Origin of the sequence: Acetobacter sp. DsW_059 (assembly GCF_002153695.1) — a bacterium.
Taxonomy (GTDB): Bacteria; Pseudomonadota; Alphaproteobacteria; order Acetobacterales; family Acetobacteraceae; genus Acetobacter; species Acetobacter thailandicus.
This window is the reverse complement of record NZ_JOPI01000012.1, coordinates 28667-42564: the sequence shown is the minus strand read 5'-3', so window position 1 is coordinate 42564 and position 13898 is coordinate 28667. Positions and strand designations below refer to the sequence as shown.

Annotated in this window: 13 protein-coding genes; 10 read left to right on the top strand and 3 right to left on the bottom strand. The window is 51.7% G+C overall.

Going from position 1 to position 13898, the window contains the following annotated elements:
• Positions 1-298: 298 nt before the first annotated feature.
• Positions 299-1621 (top strand): MFS transporter, encoded by a 1323-nt coding sequence (locus HK25_RS03135; protein ID WP_086635274.1) that lies wholly within the window; start codon positions 299-301, stop codon positions 1619-1621.
• An 84-nt stretch (positions 1622-1705) separates the two neighbouring features.
• On the opposite strand, the gene HK25_RS03130 is transcribed toward HK25_RS03135, so the two are convergent.
• The 3 genes from HK25_RS03130 to HK25_RS03120 all read right to left on the bottom strand — a co-directional run bounded on the left by HK25_RS03130 (position 1706) and on the right by HK25_RS03120 (position 5969).
• Complete coding sequence (locus HK25_RS03130) at positions 1706-2182, bottom strand: MarR family winged helix-turn-helix transcriptional regulator (protein WP_233127632.1); 477 nt, start codon at positions 2180-2182, stop codon at positions 1706-1708.
• 161 nt (positions 2183-2343) lie between these two features.
• Positions 2344-4455: a PQQ-dependent dehydrogenase, methanol/ethanol family gene (locus HK25_RS03125; protein ID WP_086635273.1), complete on the bottom strand. Its 2112-nt coding sequence runs from the start codon at positions 4453-4455 to the stop codon at positions 2344-2346.
• A 20-nt stretch (positions 4456-4475) separates the two neighbouring features.
• Complete coding sequence (locus tag HK25_RS03120; protein ID WP_086554584.1) at positions 4476-5969, bottom strand: aldehyde dehydrogenase family protein; 1494 nt, start codon at positions 5967-5969, stop codon at positions 4476-4478.
• A gap of 428 nt (positions 5970-6397) precedes the next feature.
• Here HK25_RS03120 and HK25_RS03115 point away from each other — a divergent pair, with 428 nt between their 5' ends.
• The 9 genes from HK25_RS03115 to HK25_RS03075 are packed head-to-tail and all read left to right on the top strand — an operon-like array spanning position 6398 to position 13885.
• Positions 6398-7549 (top strand): acyl-CoA dehydrogenase family protein, encoded by a 1152-nt coding sequence (locus tag HK25_RS03115; protein ID WP_086554585.1) that lies wholly within the window; start codon positions 6398-6400, stop codon positions 7547-7549.
• Positions 7550-7609: 60 nt separating this feature from the next.
• The gene (locus HK25_RS03110) at positions 7610-8890 is read left to right on the top strand and encodes a Rieske 2Fe-2S domain-containing protein (protein WP_086554641.1); all 1281 of its coding nucleotides are present in this window, start codon (positions 7610-7612) and stop codon (positions 8888-8890) included.
• Positions 8887-9360, top strand: coding sequence for an aromatic-ring-hydroxylating dioxygenase subunit beta (locus tag HK25_RS03105; protein WP_086554586.1), 474 nt, complete (start codon positions 8887-8889; stop codon positions 9358-9360). Before HK25_RS03110 ends, HK25_RS03105 begins: the two co-directional genes overlap by 4 nt.
• Entirely contained in the window at positions 9360-10091 is a 732-nt protein-coding gene (locus HK25_RS03100; protein WP_086635272.1) for an SDR family NAD(P)-dependent oxidoreductase, read from the top strand. The genes HK25_RS03105 and HK25_RS03100 overlap by 1 nt, the downstream gene beginning before the upstream one ends.
• Entirely contained in the window at positions 10088-11047 is a 960-nt protein-coding gene (locus HK25_RS03095) for a PDR/VanB family oxidoreductase (RefSeq protein ID WP_086635271.1), read from the top strand. Before HK25_RS03100 ends, HK25_RS03095 begins: the two co-directional genes overlap by 4 nt.
• Positions 11048-11098: 51 nt before the next feature.
• Positions 11099-11581, top strand: a complete 483-nt coding sequence (locus HK25_RS03090; RefSeq protein WP_086554589.1) for a flavin reductase family protein — start codon at positions 11099-11101, stop codon at positions 11579-11581.
• Between the two features lie 39 nt (positions 11582-11620).
• Complete coding sequence (locus HK25_RS03085) at positions 11621-12880, top strand: amidase (RefSeq protein ID WP_086635270.1); 1260 nt, start codon at positions 11621-11623, stop codon at positions 12878-12880.
• Between the two features lie 2 nt (positions 12881-12882).
• Positions 12883-13455, top strand: a complete 573-nt coding sequence (locus HK25_RS03080; RefSeq protein WP_086554591.1) for a nuclear transport factor 2 family protein — start codon at positions 12883-12885, stop codon at positions 13453-13455.
• A gap of 34 nt (positions 13456-13489) precedes the next feature.
• Positions 13490-13885, top strand: a complete 396-nt coding sequence (locus HK25_RS03075; RefSeq protein WP_086635269.1) for a hypothetical protein — start codon at positions 13490-13492, stop codon at positions 13883-13885.
• Positions 13886-13898: the final 13 nt, after the last annotated feature.

Genomic DNA, 13898 nt, shown 5'->3' with positions numbered 1-13898 from the left:
GATAAATAATTTTTTTATCCTTTTTTTATCTCATCATTAATGAAAATAGATTGACAAAAGGAGGTGGCTTCTGTTCTCATTTTGATATCGAAATTAACAGAGCGAGTGTAAGGAAAATTAAATTCCGGGCTCTCTTCTTCAAAGATAATTACGTGAAATATCAACTGTGATGGTGGTGTGAACCATGCTCTTTTGCAGGGCTTGTTCTGATGTCATGCCTGCACAGGTCACTATGTTATCAGCCCAGGAGATGACAGTCCTTACTTTGCTCTGATCTTATGTGACATGGAGACCGGGGATGAGCCGATTGCGGCAGGCGAATGCCATTACGTTATTTATGCTGGCTTATCTGTTGTCTTATATAGACAGGCAGATTCTTTCTTTGCTGATTGGTCCGATACAGGCGGATTTGCATCTGGGTGATACGCAGTTTGCCTGCCTTAATGGCCTGGCATTTTCTCTTCTGTATGCTGTTCTTGGTTTTCCGCTGGCCAGTCTGAGTGACCGCAAGCCTCGCCCGCCTATTATTGTGGCAGGCGTCATTCTGTGGAGCCTTGCAACAATGGCCTGTGGTCTTTGTAACGGTTTCTGGTCGCTTTTTACGTGTCGCGTGCTTGTCGGGCTGGGAGAGGCCGCTCTTGCCCCGGCTGTTTATTCCTATCTGGCTGATATTGTACCAAAAGAAAAACTGGCAGGTACACTCTCAGTTTTTTTTCTGGGGTCTTTTCTCGGTTCGGGCTGTGCGTTTCTGTTTGGTGGCAGCCTGCTAAGTGTTGCGCAGCATTATAACATGACCTCTCTTCATGCCTGGCAGGTGTGCTTTCTGGTTGTTGGTTTACCTGGTTTGCTTCTGGGGCTGATCATTGCGACAAGTGTGCGCGAGCCGGCTCAGCGTCGTGTTGCCGGGCCGCACGTACCTGCGGCACAGGCCATTGCTTTTTTCCGGCAACATAAAATGTTTTTCAGCCTGCATATGCTGGGTTACACCCTGCTGGCTGTGACATTGTTTTCTCTGTTTAGCTGGATGCCAGCACAGATGATGCGTATCCACCATATGAGCCACACAGAGCTTGGCCTGGTACTGGGCAGTATTGTTATTATCTGCGGCAGTGCAGGGGTATTTACCAGCGGGCGCTGCATTGACTATCTGACGCACCGTGGTGTGGTCTGTGCATCGCAGATTGTTGCTGTTACAGGCGCGTTCCTTGCGTGTGTGCCTCTGGTTATCAGTGTTCTGACAACTGACCGTCATCTGGCCGTGCCATGTTTTGCACTGGCATTCTTTTTTGCTTCTTTCCCCATGCCACCATCAGCAACTGTGCTTCAGATTGTGGTGCCGGTGCCGATGCGGGCACGTTTCTCAGCCACTATGTTGTTTTGTAACGCGATAGGTGGGTTGTCAGGCGGGTCAATTCTGATCGGTATGCTTAATGACAGGGTGTTTCAGTCTCCGCTTGCCATTGGCTTGTCTATGGCAATTGTTGCCGGCACAGCCAGTGTTCTGGGTGGTGTTCTGTTGCTGCTATGCATGCCGTCATATCGCAGGCTTTATGGTGCGCAGCAGCACCATCAGCATGTTTACGACGCAGTAAGCACGGGAGTGAGAGAACAGGCAGCCTGAAGAGGGTCTGTTAAAAATTAAAGAGTATATAGTGGCCTTTGTATTGCGGGTAATAATTTTACCTTAAATGCAGGGGCCATTTTTTTAATAAAGATTGTTATATAGTTTACGGCAGATTTTGAGGAGAGTTTGTATCTCATCATCATCGCAGTCATGAAAAGCGCGTTCGAAAATGAGCGAGGCAACAGAGCGCACTCCCTCAAAGGCTTCACGTCCTTTACTGGTCAGGCGTACTTCCGTCACGCGGCCATCCTGCTCTGAGACAGATGTGCTCGTCAGGCCTTCATTTTCCATACGGTAGATAAGCTTGGTCGTTGTTGAGATGCGAAACACTGCCAGCTCAGCAATGCGGCTCATCGGGGCACATTCTTCTTCATGCAGAATGGCAAGCACACGCCAGCGCGACATATCCATCCCCACACGCTTGAGGTGTGTATCCATGCGGAGCTGATACAGCCCCACCAGTCGGGCCAGGTGGAAAAAAGGTGAGGAGTCAGCAGAAAACAGAGGGTCCTGGGGGTCAGCAGAGCGCCATGTCTTGCTGGTCTTTTTTCTGATCACTGCACGTCTCACTTTCCTGAATATTGCCTTCTCCCTAGCGTTTTTACCGGGGTGTGTGAAGTTATCTTATAGAAGTTTGCTGCGTGCAGCAGCCAGCCAGGGTGTTAAGGAGGGGTGCTGAGCAGCCTCCTTAACACTTATGCTGGTGATTATGGCTGATATTACTGAGGTTTCTGGGAGAGTGAACGGCGAATTAAAAACTGCCGGATGTCGTCGATATCCTGTGGGGTTAAGACTTTTGAAAAGCCCACCATGCCATAGTTTTCAAGTGCGCCACGGCCCACAACGGCATAAAAACCCTCTTTGCTGTCCAGCGTGCCTGATGAGCGCAGGTCAGGCAGTACGCCGCCGGCAACAGCATTGTCGCCGTGACAGGCCATGCAGAAATGCTGGTAAAGGTCATACCCTCTGGTTGCATGTGCAGGGTCAAATGTTGCCGTTGTGCGAATGGGTATCTGGCCGGTATGTGTCTCCTGGGGCAGAGTTTCTTTTCCGTCCAGGGCAAACACCAGCAGGCGGGAGTGGTTAACGCTTTTATTGGCATAGCGCGCCATGGCACCACCCATCAGGGGGAATACACCACCCCAGCCCACTTCAACGGCAATATACTGACGGCCATTCACAGCGTAAGAGACCGGTGGCGCTACAATGCCGCTATGAGCATCAAAGTGGTAGAGAGGTTTACCGGTGCGGGCGTCATATGCTTCAAACCCACCCGTAGCCAGCCCCTGAAACACCAGGTTACCTGCTGTTGCCAGTACACCACCGTTCCATGGTGTTGCATGTGGCACAGTAAAGGCAACTTTGCGGGCAACGGGGTCCCATGCCTCAAGCCAGCCTTTCAGGCCACTGTCAACGGCATCGATAATCTTCTGGTCATCTGGCAGACCAGCCATATCAATGCCGAGATTAACGCCCATTTTATGGAGCTTAAAGTTCTTCTCGGTATGGAATGGTTCTGGCAGCTGCTGCGCCGGTATATAAACATAGCCAGTGTCAGGGCTATAAGCCATAGGAGCCCAGTTATGTCCTCCCAGCGAGCCGGGAATGCCCATCCATGTTTTGCCTGTGAGTGACCATAAAGCATCAGGCACAAAGTTAGGCCGGCCTGTTTTCGGGTCTACACCCTTCGCCCAGTTGAGGAATGTATAAGGTGTAGCAGAAATAAATTCACCTGTGGCGGCGTCAAGCAGATAGAAAAAGCCGTTTTTAGGCGCCTGTGCCAGCACGTGGCGTTTTTGCCCGTTAATAATCAGATCAAGAATCATCATGGGCTGTGAGGCTGTAAAGTCCCACTGGTCCATTGGTGTTTCCTGAAAATGCCATACATACTCACCAGTTTCTGGCCGAACGGCAACGATGCTTCCAAGGAAGAGGTTATCGCCTGTGCCGTTTGAACGTATGCTGTAGTTCCAGGGTGAGCCATTGCCAACGCCCAGATAAACGAGGTCGGTCTCAGGGTCATAGACGATAGAATCCCATACGGTGCCACCACCGCCAGATTGCGTCCAGGCCCCGGTCGGGCTCCATGTTTTGTAAACTTTGTTGTGCAGCACGCTGTCTGATGCTGCACCATCTGGTTTGTTGCCAGGGGCCGGAACAGTGTAAAAACGCCATTTCAGCGCACCGGTTTTCGCATCAAAGCCAGAGACAAAGCCTCGCGCACCAAATTCTGAGCCGCCGTTGCCGATAATCACAACGCCTTTGGCTACGCGGGGTGCACCATCAATGGTGTAGGAGCGAATGCCACCCAGTGTGGCCTCTTCAGGTATGGTGTTGACGCTCCACAGCAGGGTGCCGGTTTTTGCATCCAGTGCCTGAAGGCGGCCGTCGTAAGTGCCAACAAAGACACGACCGTCAGAGTAAGCTGCTCCGCGGTTGACCGTATCACAGCACCCGCGCACGGCAACATTGCCAGGTACACGCGGGTCATAGCGCCATAAAACTTCGCCGGTATCAGCTTTAACAGCCTCTACCTTGCTCCAGTTAGTGGTGACATACATCACCCCGTCAATAACCAGGGGGGTGCCTTCCTGGCCCCGCAGGGTGTCAAAGTCCTGATACCAGGCCAGGCCAAGGCGGGAAATTGTTTCGGTATTAATCTGCTTCAGCGGGCTGAAACGTTGCTCAGTCGTTGTGCGGCCATGCATAGGCCAGTTTGCAGCAGCAGGCTCCGGAGTTTGTGCAGCCGCGGGGGCAGCTGCACTCAGAGCGATGGCGGCACCAAGCCCTGAAAGGCGGCGCCGGGCAGAAAAGGAGAGGGGGCGACGCATAGCGGAATAAACCTTTTCTGTTAGTGGCGGATGCAGATCGCCTTTGTTTCTGTAAAAGCATCGAGCCAGCCGGTGCCAAAATCTTTGCCAAGGCCAGAGTTTTTAACGCCGCCAAAAGGCATGTTGGGGTCGATCATAACGTGGCTGTTAACCCATACGGTGCCGGCCTGCATGCGAGGCGGCAGCTCCATTGCCTGTGCCAGGCTGCGGGTCCAGACACTGGCTGCAAGCCCAAACTCGCAGTCATTGGCTAAAGCCAGACCTTCTTCAGCGCTTTCTACGCGTGTAAGGGTCATGACAGGTCCGAACACTTCTTCTCGTGCAAGTCTGAGTGATGGGTCGGGATTGAGGATCAGGGCCGGGCGTACATAAAAACCGCCATTTTGTGGTGGCTCCTGTCCCCATGCAATGTCAGCGCCTGCATTAACGGCATCCTGAATATAGCTGAGAACTTTTTGCTGGTGAGCCAGAGACGCAACCGGATTAATCTGTGTTGTTTCATCCATGCCGGGGCCGGGTTTCATGCTGGCTAAAGCATTTTTCAGGCCTTCGGCAATGGTATCAAACAGAGGGCCTTCAATATATACGCGTGAGCAGGCGGCACAGACCTGCCCCTGGTTTATATAGCCTGCCATAGCAAGGCCTGAAATGACCTGTTCAGGGTCGGCATCAGCCAGCACCAGAGCCGGGTTTTTCCCTCCCAGTTCGAGAGAGAGGCGGGTCAGGCGATCCGCGCTGACAGCGGCAATATGTTTGCCGACAGGAGTTGAGCCGGTAAAGCTGATTTTTGCAATTTGCGGATGACGGATAAGCGCATCCCCGGTTGTTGTGCCTGCACCGGTGACAACATTAAAAACTCCGTCTGGCACGCCGGCTTCAGTTGCCAGATGTGCCAGATAAAGGAGCGTCAGCGGAGTGGTGTCAGCAGGTTTGGCGACAACGCAGCAGCCGGCAGCCAGTGCCGGCAGGACTTTCCACACAGCGATTAACAGGGGGAAATTCCATGGCACAATACCCGCGACAACGCCCACGGGCTCCTTGCGGGTCATGGCTGTATAACGTGCCCCGGGTGGGAGAGGTATGGAAACATCCAGTGTCTGACCGGTGATTTTAGTAGAAAGTCCGGCAACATAACGTATCCAGTTACACGCACCACCTGCTTCGAGAATGCGTGACAGAACGACAGACTGCCCTTGCTCAAGTGTTTCCAGCTGCGCCAGAATTTCTGCGTCGCGCTCGACCAGAGTTGCGAGTTTAAGGAGGGTGGCTTCACGTGCGCAGGGGGGCAGGTTGCGCCACACACCTGATGTGAATGCCTTGTGCGCTGAAGTAACAGCACGATTAACATCTTCTGCTGAAGCATTGGGAACGGAGCTGATTTGCTGGCCTGTAGCCGGGTTGAATACAGCAAGCGTGTCAGTGCTTTGCGCCGGTGTATAGCGGCCATCAATATAGAGCTGGTGTGTCTGCTCTATAAAAGTCTGGACGGCAGGCAAAATAGAAATTTCAGGCATGGCACGACCTTTATGATGATGGGGGTGGTCCGGTCGGGGGATGTATTATATCGAAACAGCAATGACATTAAGGGTGATAATTTTCATTTTCAAGAGAATGTTCATGTATAAAATTTTGTTTTTTACAGAAGGTGCAGGAAACTGCGCCGCAGAGTTTATTTTAATGTGACCGAAAGAACTTAAACTATTTTTTACAATTAAAAATAAAGGGTTTTTCTGAGTTTGATTCGTAAAAATGGTGATTAATCCGGCACTTTAAACGAAAAGATGTTCGCTAAAATCGATTCGATATCGATAGAAAATTTACTTGAAATGGATAGCAATATAACGTAGACAAAAATCAGAGGACACGGAGCAGTCTGTTCCGCAAGTCCATGGTGAACTGAGGGGCAGAACACCTGTTCCCGTGACTGATCGAGAATATACAGATGCTTAATAATTCTCCCCGGGCGGCAGAGGTATTTCTGGAAGGCGGTGTCCTTGAAGAGACGCTGGCGATCATCCGGAAAAATGCCCTCGATTATCGCGCCATGCGCCGTATTCCTCAGGATATTGTAAACAGATTTCGCACTATTGGTGTGTATCGTGCTCTGGTTTTAAAACAGTTTGGCGGTCTCGAGCTTGGTCCGGCTGATTTTCTTGGCCTCGTAGAGACAATAGCTGAAGCCGATGCCTCATGCGGCTGGGTGGCAAGCTTTGGTGTGTCAGCAACGTATCTTGCAGCTTTACCGCTTGAAACCCTGCATAAATTTTATGCCGACGGGCCGGATGTCGTGTTTGCCGGCGCTATCTTCCCGCCGCAAAAAGTGCAGGCTGGTGACGGTGGTTTTGTGGTGAGTGGTCGCTGGCCTTATGCCAGCGGGTGCACCGGAGCATCGATGATTGGTGTCGGTATCGCCGTAGAAGGTGAAAGCAGCGGGTTGCCCCGCACGGCTGTTATGCCAGCTTCTGCAGTAACGATTGATGAAACCTGGAACACAATTGGTCTGAGCGCAACAGGCAGCCATGATGTGGTCGTGGATAAAGTCTTTGTATCAGAAGAATGGACATTTACCCGCGGTGGTAAGCCCACTCTTGAAAGCCCGCTTTATGCTTACCCCTCTCTTGCTCTTGCAGCTCAGGTGCTGAGTGTGGTCGGGCTGGGTTGTGCCCGGCGTGCTCTTAACGAAGTTCTTATTATGGGAGAGCGTCGCTCTATCACCGGTGCGCCGGCTCTGGGTGACCGCCCTTATGTGCAGTTGCTGGTGGGTGAGGCTGAGGCAGAGCTGTCTGCCGCCCGTGCGCTTTTTTATGAGACAACCCATAACGTCTGGGCGCGCCTGAGTGCAGGAGAGAGTGCCACCGAAGCAGATGCAAATGCTGTGCGTCTGGCTGCAACTCATGCTGCCCAGGCTTCTTTCAGCGTGGCCCGTAAATGTTTCACAATCGGTGGGATTGCCGCTGTTCAGGCTGACCATATTCTGGGTCGCTGCCTGCAGGACTGCGCAGTCGTTGCACAGCATGCCTTTATGGCTTCCGGCAATTATGAAGCAGCCGGAAAAGTAGAACTTGGACGCGGGGGACGGCCCGGTTACCCCTGAGGCTTCCAGGGCCAGACACGTCGCAATATGCCTGACTATACAGAGTAAGGATGAAAAAATATGACCATTCTTCCAGATCCCGCATCCCTGGTAAATGAAGACCGTGCGGATGGTTCAATTTATAATAATGCCGCTCTCTACGATATGGAGATGGACAGTATTTTTAAGCGTAACTGGATATGGGTTGCGCATCGCAGTGACCTGCCTGAACCAGGAAGCTTTATAACCACCTTCATCGGTCAGCATCCTGTTATTGTCTCACGCGACCGTAAGGGTGAGCTGCATGTGCTGCTGAACCGCTGCCGCCATCGCGGAGCAACGGTGTGTGAGCATAAAAGTGGCAAAACAGCCAGCTTTGTCTGCCCTTATCATGGCTGGGCTTATGGGCAGGATGGTGCTTTGCGTGCTGTGCCCCAGCCCAAAGGCTATGGTGAGAGCCTGGATAAGAGCAAACTGCCGCTCGTGTCTTTAAAGGTTGCAGAATATAACGGTATGATTTTTGCGACGTTTAACCAGGATATCATGCCGCTTGACGAATGGCTTGGCCCGGCAAAAATCTGGATCGACCTGTTTATGAAGCAGGGTGCAGGCTGGCCGGTTAAAACCATGGGTGAGCATAAATTTACTTTCCCTGGTAACTGGAAAATTCAGCTCGAAAACACGACCGACGCTTATCACTTCCCGATTGTTCATAAATCATTCCTTGATTCCGTTGATAACGAAACACAGAACATCTTCGACTTTGTTGAAGGCGATGGTTTTGTTGAAGATCTGGGTAATGGTCACTCTGTGATGGTCATGATCCCTGAGCTGATTGACCTTGAAGAAAACCTTGATGCGCCTGTTCCGGAGCGTTTTCAGGAGCTGGCAGATGCTCTTTCTAAAGACTATCCGCCTGAGAAAGTAAGGCAGATCGTAAGAGCTGTTGGTGGTTCAGGCTTTAACCTTAACCTCTATCCTAATGTCGCCTGCTCAATGGCTTTCTTCCGTGTGCTGCGTCCGCTTGCTGTTGATCAGACAGAAATACGTCATATCGCGATTGGTATGGATGGCGGGCCTGATATTGCTAACGAAGTGCGTCTGCGCCTGCATGAGCATTTCCAGGGGCCGATGGGCTTTGGTACGCCTGATGATTCTGAAGCCTGGGACCGTGTGCAGCGTGGTGCTCTGGCCGGTTATAACATCGACATTCTGCTTAACCGTGGTCTTGACCATGAAGCAAAGCGTGAAAGCGGTAACCTGTTCAGTGATGTCACTGCTGAAACCGGCATGCGCGCTGCCTACAAGCAGTGGCTGGTTGACCTGACCTGTGAAACTGCTGCTGAGGAGGCTGCACAATGAGCATTACTCTCAACGATGCAATTGAGTTCATTACTCTTGAGGCCGACCTGCTTGACTATGGTCAGTTTAAAGAGTGGCTGTCTCTCTACACGCCTGAAGGTCTCTATATTGTTCCGATTGATCCGGATGCAACGGATTATGAAAAAACACTGAATTATGCATATGATAATGCAGAAATGCGTCAAAACCGTGTGACGCGTCTGCTGGGTGGGCGTGCTATTTCAGCCATGCCACCGGCACGCACGGTGCGCATGCACGGGCGTTATCGCATGCTTGAGGCTGATGAGACAAAATGTGTTGTGCGCTGCGCACAGATGCTCACAGAGCTGCGTCAGGGGCGTGAGCGCTATTACTCAGCTAATGTGACCTTCCATCTGGTGAAAACTGATGCTGGTCTCAAAATTGATCGTAAAATCGTCAGCCTCCTGACATCGACTGAAGCTCTGACCGCTGTGAGCTACATCCTTTGATGCCCGTCGCTCTTATCACCGGTGGTGGTAAGGGGCTGGGTGCCTGCATTGCGCGGCACCTGGTCTCTGAAGGGTATAAGGTTGTTATTGCTGATATTGATGGAGCTCAGGCTCAGGAAACAGCTGACGAGATTGGCGATCAGGCGATAGCCATTACGCTTGATGTCTCATCTGAATCTGCGGTTGAAGAGGCTCTCGATGTCGTTGAGCAGCGTTGTGGTCTGCCCTGGCTGCTGGTCAATAATGCAGCCATTATGAAAGCAGAAAAACTGCTCGAAATTAGCATGGGCAGCTTTGACAGCATTGTTTCGGTTAATCTTCGCGGCACATTTCTGGTTAGTCAGCGTTTTGCGCGACGTCTGCGTGCTGTTGATAAAAGCGGCCGCATTGTCAATATCGGCTCTCTTGCCGGGCAGAACGGTGGCACAGCAACAGGGGCACATTATGCCGCATCAAAGGGAGCGGTGCATACACTGACAAAAGTGTTTGCCCGTGACCTGGCACCACACGGTATTACCGTTAATGCTATAGCCCCTGGCCCGCTTGACCTGCCGTCAGTTGCTGAAACAATCGGGGCAGAAAACGCAAAACGAGCCTTTGCCAGCCTGCCCACAGGTGAACCCGGACGGCCGGAAACCGTGGCGCGAATGGTGGCTGAAATGGCCCGTCCTGATGCCGGGGCAATGACCGGCTCTATTATCGACATTAACAGCGGACTTTATATGCGATGACAGACAGACAGGTTCCGCAGTCTTTTGCGGTTAAAGTGAACAGTGTTGAACAGCTTGGTGACGTACTGTCGTTTTCCGTAAGTATGCCCGATGCTTCGCCCATGCCGGAGTGGGAGGCAGGAGCGCATGTGGACCTGTTTCTCGGCGATGATATTGTGCGTCAGTACTCTCTGTGCGGCAATCCGGCAGACCGTTCGTGCTATCGTCTGGCAGTTTTGCTCGAACCTGCCTCACGGGGCGGGTCACGTGCGGTGCACGCTACTGTAAAGCCTGGTGCGACGCTGACGATTGGTGCACCACGTAATCTTTTCCCGCTGGCAAAAGATGGCACACATGCTGTGCTGGTGGGTGGCGGTATTGGTATTACGCCTCTCATTGCGATGGCTTACGAGCTTTATGACCGAGGCACATCATTTGCACTGCATTATGCAGCACGCAGCCCGGTTTTTGCACCTTTTCTGGCTTCGTTATCGTTTGCTGATTCAGTTGTTGTTCATGACTGCAGCCAGCCTGAGAATGCGTTATTCTCTCCGGGTGAGGTACTCGGTGGTGTCGCTGATAAAACCCGTACGCATGTTTACACCTGTGGTCCGGCTGGTCTGATGGATGCCGTTTTTACAGCAGGCGAAACACTGGGTTATGCCGGATCGAACCTGCACCGTGAGGCCTTTTCTGCTGAGCCTGTTACGGGTGGTGAAGGCTTTGAGGTTCTTGCCGCTAAGTCAGGCGTGAGGGTTGAGGTTAAACCTGATGAAACCATCATTAACGCTCTGAAAAGAGTGGGCGTTAAAGTTAACGTCAGCTGTGAGCAGGGTATCTGTGGCAGTTGCGTCGTCAGCGTGCTGGAAGGTGAACCTGAGCACCGTGACGAATATCTGACAGATGATGAACGCAGTGATCAGATTGCTTTGTGCTGCTCACGTTCGCGCTCACCCCTTCTTGTGGTTGATGCCTGAAATATAAAATGCACATCTGTAGTTGTATCTTTGGGAAAGGAATACACTATCATGACTTCGGTTACATCTGACGCATTTCGTAGTGCTATGTCTCATTTTGCAACCGGTGTTGCCGTGATTACCGCGCGTGGCACTGAGGGCGAGTGTGGTGCCACTATCAGCGCGTTTAGTTCAGTTTCACTCGATCCGCTGACTTTGCTGATCTGCCTGCATCATAAAAGTGCGACCTGTCGTGCGATTGAAGAAACCGGGAAATTCGGCATCAGTATTCTGAGAAGCGATCAGAAAGACATGGCCATGCATTTTGCCGGCCGGTCAGAGGGTAAGTCCTTCGATCAGTATTGTGTCAGAGATGAGAACGGGCATTTCTTTGTCAAAGACGCTCTGGTGCAGATAAGCGTAAGTGTCGTTGAAACCCTGCGTGGTGGCACGCATGAAATCTTTCTGGCGCGGCCTGAAAGCATAGAATTTCATCAGGATCAGAGCAGCCAGCCTCTCGTTTACTTCCGGGGTGCTTTCGACCTCGCTGCATAAGCCTTCACTCCTTTATTACCCATCAGGAAGACACAGATTATGACACAGCCACAGGTGACATCGCAGGATCATGCTGCGGCTCTTATCAGGCGTCTTGAAGCATGCGAGCCTGATGTGAAAGCTTTTACGACTTATGATCCGGTGCGTATTCGCTCTGATGCAGCGACAGCAAAAACCGGTCCGCTGACAGGGGTCAGCGTCGGAGTAAAAGATATCATTGATATGGCTGGTTATGTGACTGGTCATGGCTCTGCTATTTATGAAGGGAATTATGCGCGGGCAGATGCAGCCTGTGTCACACAGCTGCGTAATGCCGGGGCACTTTGTGCCGGTAAAACAGTAACAACAGAGTTCGCGTTTTTCCGCCCTGGTGCCACAGTTAATCCTTATGGTCCGGCACATACGCCTGGCGGCTCTTCAACAGGTTCAGCCGCTGCGGTCGCTGCTGGTATTGTTGACATTGGTCTGGCCTCGCAGACAGCCGCTTCCCTGACACGTCCCGCCTCATATTGTGGTATTGTTGGCTTTAAACCCAGCTATGGTCGTTATGCCGCTGCAGGTGTCAAAAGTCTGGCACCATCATTTGACACGCTAGGCACTGTGACGCGCGATGTTGCAACGGCTGCTCTTGCTGATGCGGTGTTAAAAGGGCCGGTTGCTGCACCTGTTACACTTGCTGCGACGAAGCCTGAGCGTGTGCTGCTGTGCCGCACACCGCACTGGGATGAAGCTGATGAGAGTACGCATAATGCGGTAGAAAAAGCAGCCGCTCTTATGGGGGCTCATGTCCCTGTGACTGAGCTGGATATGCGAGTATTTTCTGATGCTGCGGCTTTGCACATTACGATTATGAGTTATGAGGCCTCACAGGCTCTTGCCTGGGAATATACACATAAGCGCGACATGCTCAGCCAGCAGATTACAGGCCTGCTCGAAGCCGGACAAAAGATTTCCTACGCAACATACCGTGCCGCACTGGAAAAAGCGCAGGCTCTTCGCGAGGCTATAGCAGCTTTTGCAACACCCGGCACTGTCATGCTGGCTCCCGCTGCACCGGGGGAGGCACCTTTGCTGACTGAAGGCACAGGCAGCCCGATTTTCAGCAGGTTATGGACATTGCTGCGCCTGCCAACACTCACTCTGCCTGGTCTGACGGGTAAAAATGGCCTGCCGGTGGGTGTGCAGCTGCTCGCAGGCTTTGGTGCGGATGAAGAGCTGCTGAACTACTCCGCCTGGGCGGAAACAGTTCTGCCTTCACTGCCTGCGCCTGTCCTTTGCTTCAATAATGGGAATGTATAACGATGACGGTTAATGAGGCAGATTTCACAACACGTCTCAGCGCGCTTGAGCGACGTATTGAGGTGCTTGAAGCTGAAGCTGACATTCGTCGTATTCAGGCGCGCTATATGTTCCTGTGTGACACGCCATGCCCTGAATATGGGGTGACAGATGATGCCATGCGTATTGACCTGATTATGGATCTCTACACAGAGGATGCAATCTGGGAAGGTGTTGGTGAGTATTACGATAACCAGTTTGGCCGCGCTGTTGGTAAGGAAGCAATTCGTAACCACTTTAACGGGTTCTGGGGGCAGAAGCGCGATCCGGCTCTGTTGCTGAACGCGCATTATCTGACGTCTGAGCAGATTCATGTAAAGGGCGATGAAGCAGATGGGCAGTGGATTCATTGCCAGCCCTGGGTTTTTTCTGACGGGTCGTCACTGCTGCGCTCAAGCCGGCTGAACAACCTGTTTCGTAAAGTTGATGGTGTATGGAAAATTGCCCGTACCCGTACAGAAAACGTCTTTGTTGCCCCGCTTCAAAATGGCTGGGTTGAAAGTATGCCGACTTACTCTGTGCTGATGAAAGAGTAAGTCATTTTAAGATTACAAAGAAGAAGAGAGACCTATGGATCTGAAAGTTGCGGCACATAAAGAAATCGTTGATCTGCATGTTTTATTGCAGAGCTGGTTTCGCGGGGAGGGTGAGGCCAGCCCTCAGCTTATTCTGAACCACTTTACACCAGATTATGCTATGCTTGGAGCTGCAGGCCGGCCGGTTGCGCGTGATACTTTCGCTGAAGTTTTGCCGAAGCTTTTTGGTTCACGCCCTGGTCTGGTAATGGAAATTGAGGATGTTGTTGTCAGAGCTTCATTTTCTGACGGGTATTTTGTAACCTATAAAGAAATTCAGACACAGAATGGTAAGCGCGATGAGCGTGGATCAGCTGTTATGTTCCGTAAAGGTACAGCAGAGCAGCCCTTGCTATGGCAGTATCTGCAGGAAACATTCTTCGCGATTTGAAGTTTTCTGTCGT

Bases quoted from the DNA above. Each gene is read 5' to 3' on its own strand.
- HK25_RS03135 (WP_086635274.1), top strand. From the start codon at position 299: ATGAGCCGATTGCGGCAGGCGAATGCCATTACGTTATTTATGCTGGCT.
- HK25_RS03125 (WP_086635273.1), bottom strand. From the start codon at position 4,455: ATGCGTCGCCCCCTCTCCTTTTCTGCCCGGCGCCGCCTTTCAGGGCTT.
- HK25_RS03120 (WP_086554584.1), bottom strand. From the start codon at position 5,969: ATGCCTGAAATTTCTATTTTGCCTGCCGTCCAGACTTTTATAGAGCAG.
- HK25_RS03115 (WP_086554585.1), top strand. From the start codon at position 6,398: ATGCTTAATAATTCTCCCCGGGCGGCAGAGGTATTTCTGGAAGGCGGT.
- HK25_RS03110 (WP_086554641.1), top strand. From the start codon at position 7,610: ATGACCATTCTTCCAGATCCCGCATCCCTGGTAAATGAAGACCGTGCG.
- HK25_RS03105 (WP_086554586.1), top strand. From the start codon at position 8,887: ATGAGCATTACTCTCAACGATGCAATTGAGTTCATTACTCTTGAGGCC.
- HK25_RS03100 (WP_086635272.1), top strand. From the start codon at position 9,360: ATGCCCGTCGCTCTTATCACCGGTGGTGGTAAGGGGCTGGGTGCCTGC.
- HK25_RS03095 (WP_086635271.1), top strand. From the start codon at position 10,088: ATGACAGACAGACAGGTTCCGCAGTCTTTTGCGGTTAAAGTGAACAGT.
- HK25_RS03090 (WP_086554589.1), top strand. From the start codon at position 11,099: ATGACTTCGGTTACATCTGACGCATTTCGTAGTGCTATGTCTCATTTT.
- HK25_RS03085 (WP_086635270.1), top strand. From the start codon at position 11,621: ATGACACAGCCACAGGTGACATCGCAGGATCATGCTGCGGCTCTTATC.
- HK25_RS03080 (WP_086554591.1), top strand. From the start codon at position 12,883: ATGACGGTTAATGAGGCAGATTTCACAACACGTCTCAGCGCGCTTGAG.
- HK25_RS03075 (WP_086635269.1), top strand. From the start codon at position 13,490: ATGGATCTGAAAGTTGCGGCACATAAAGAAATCGTTGATCTGCATGTT.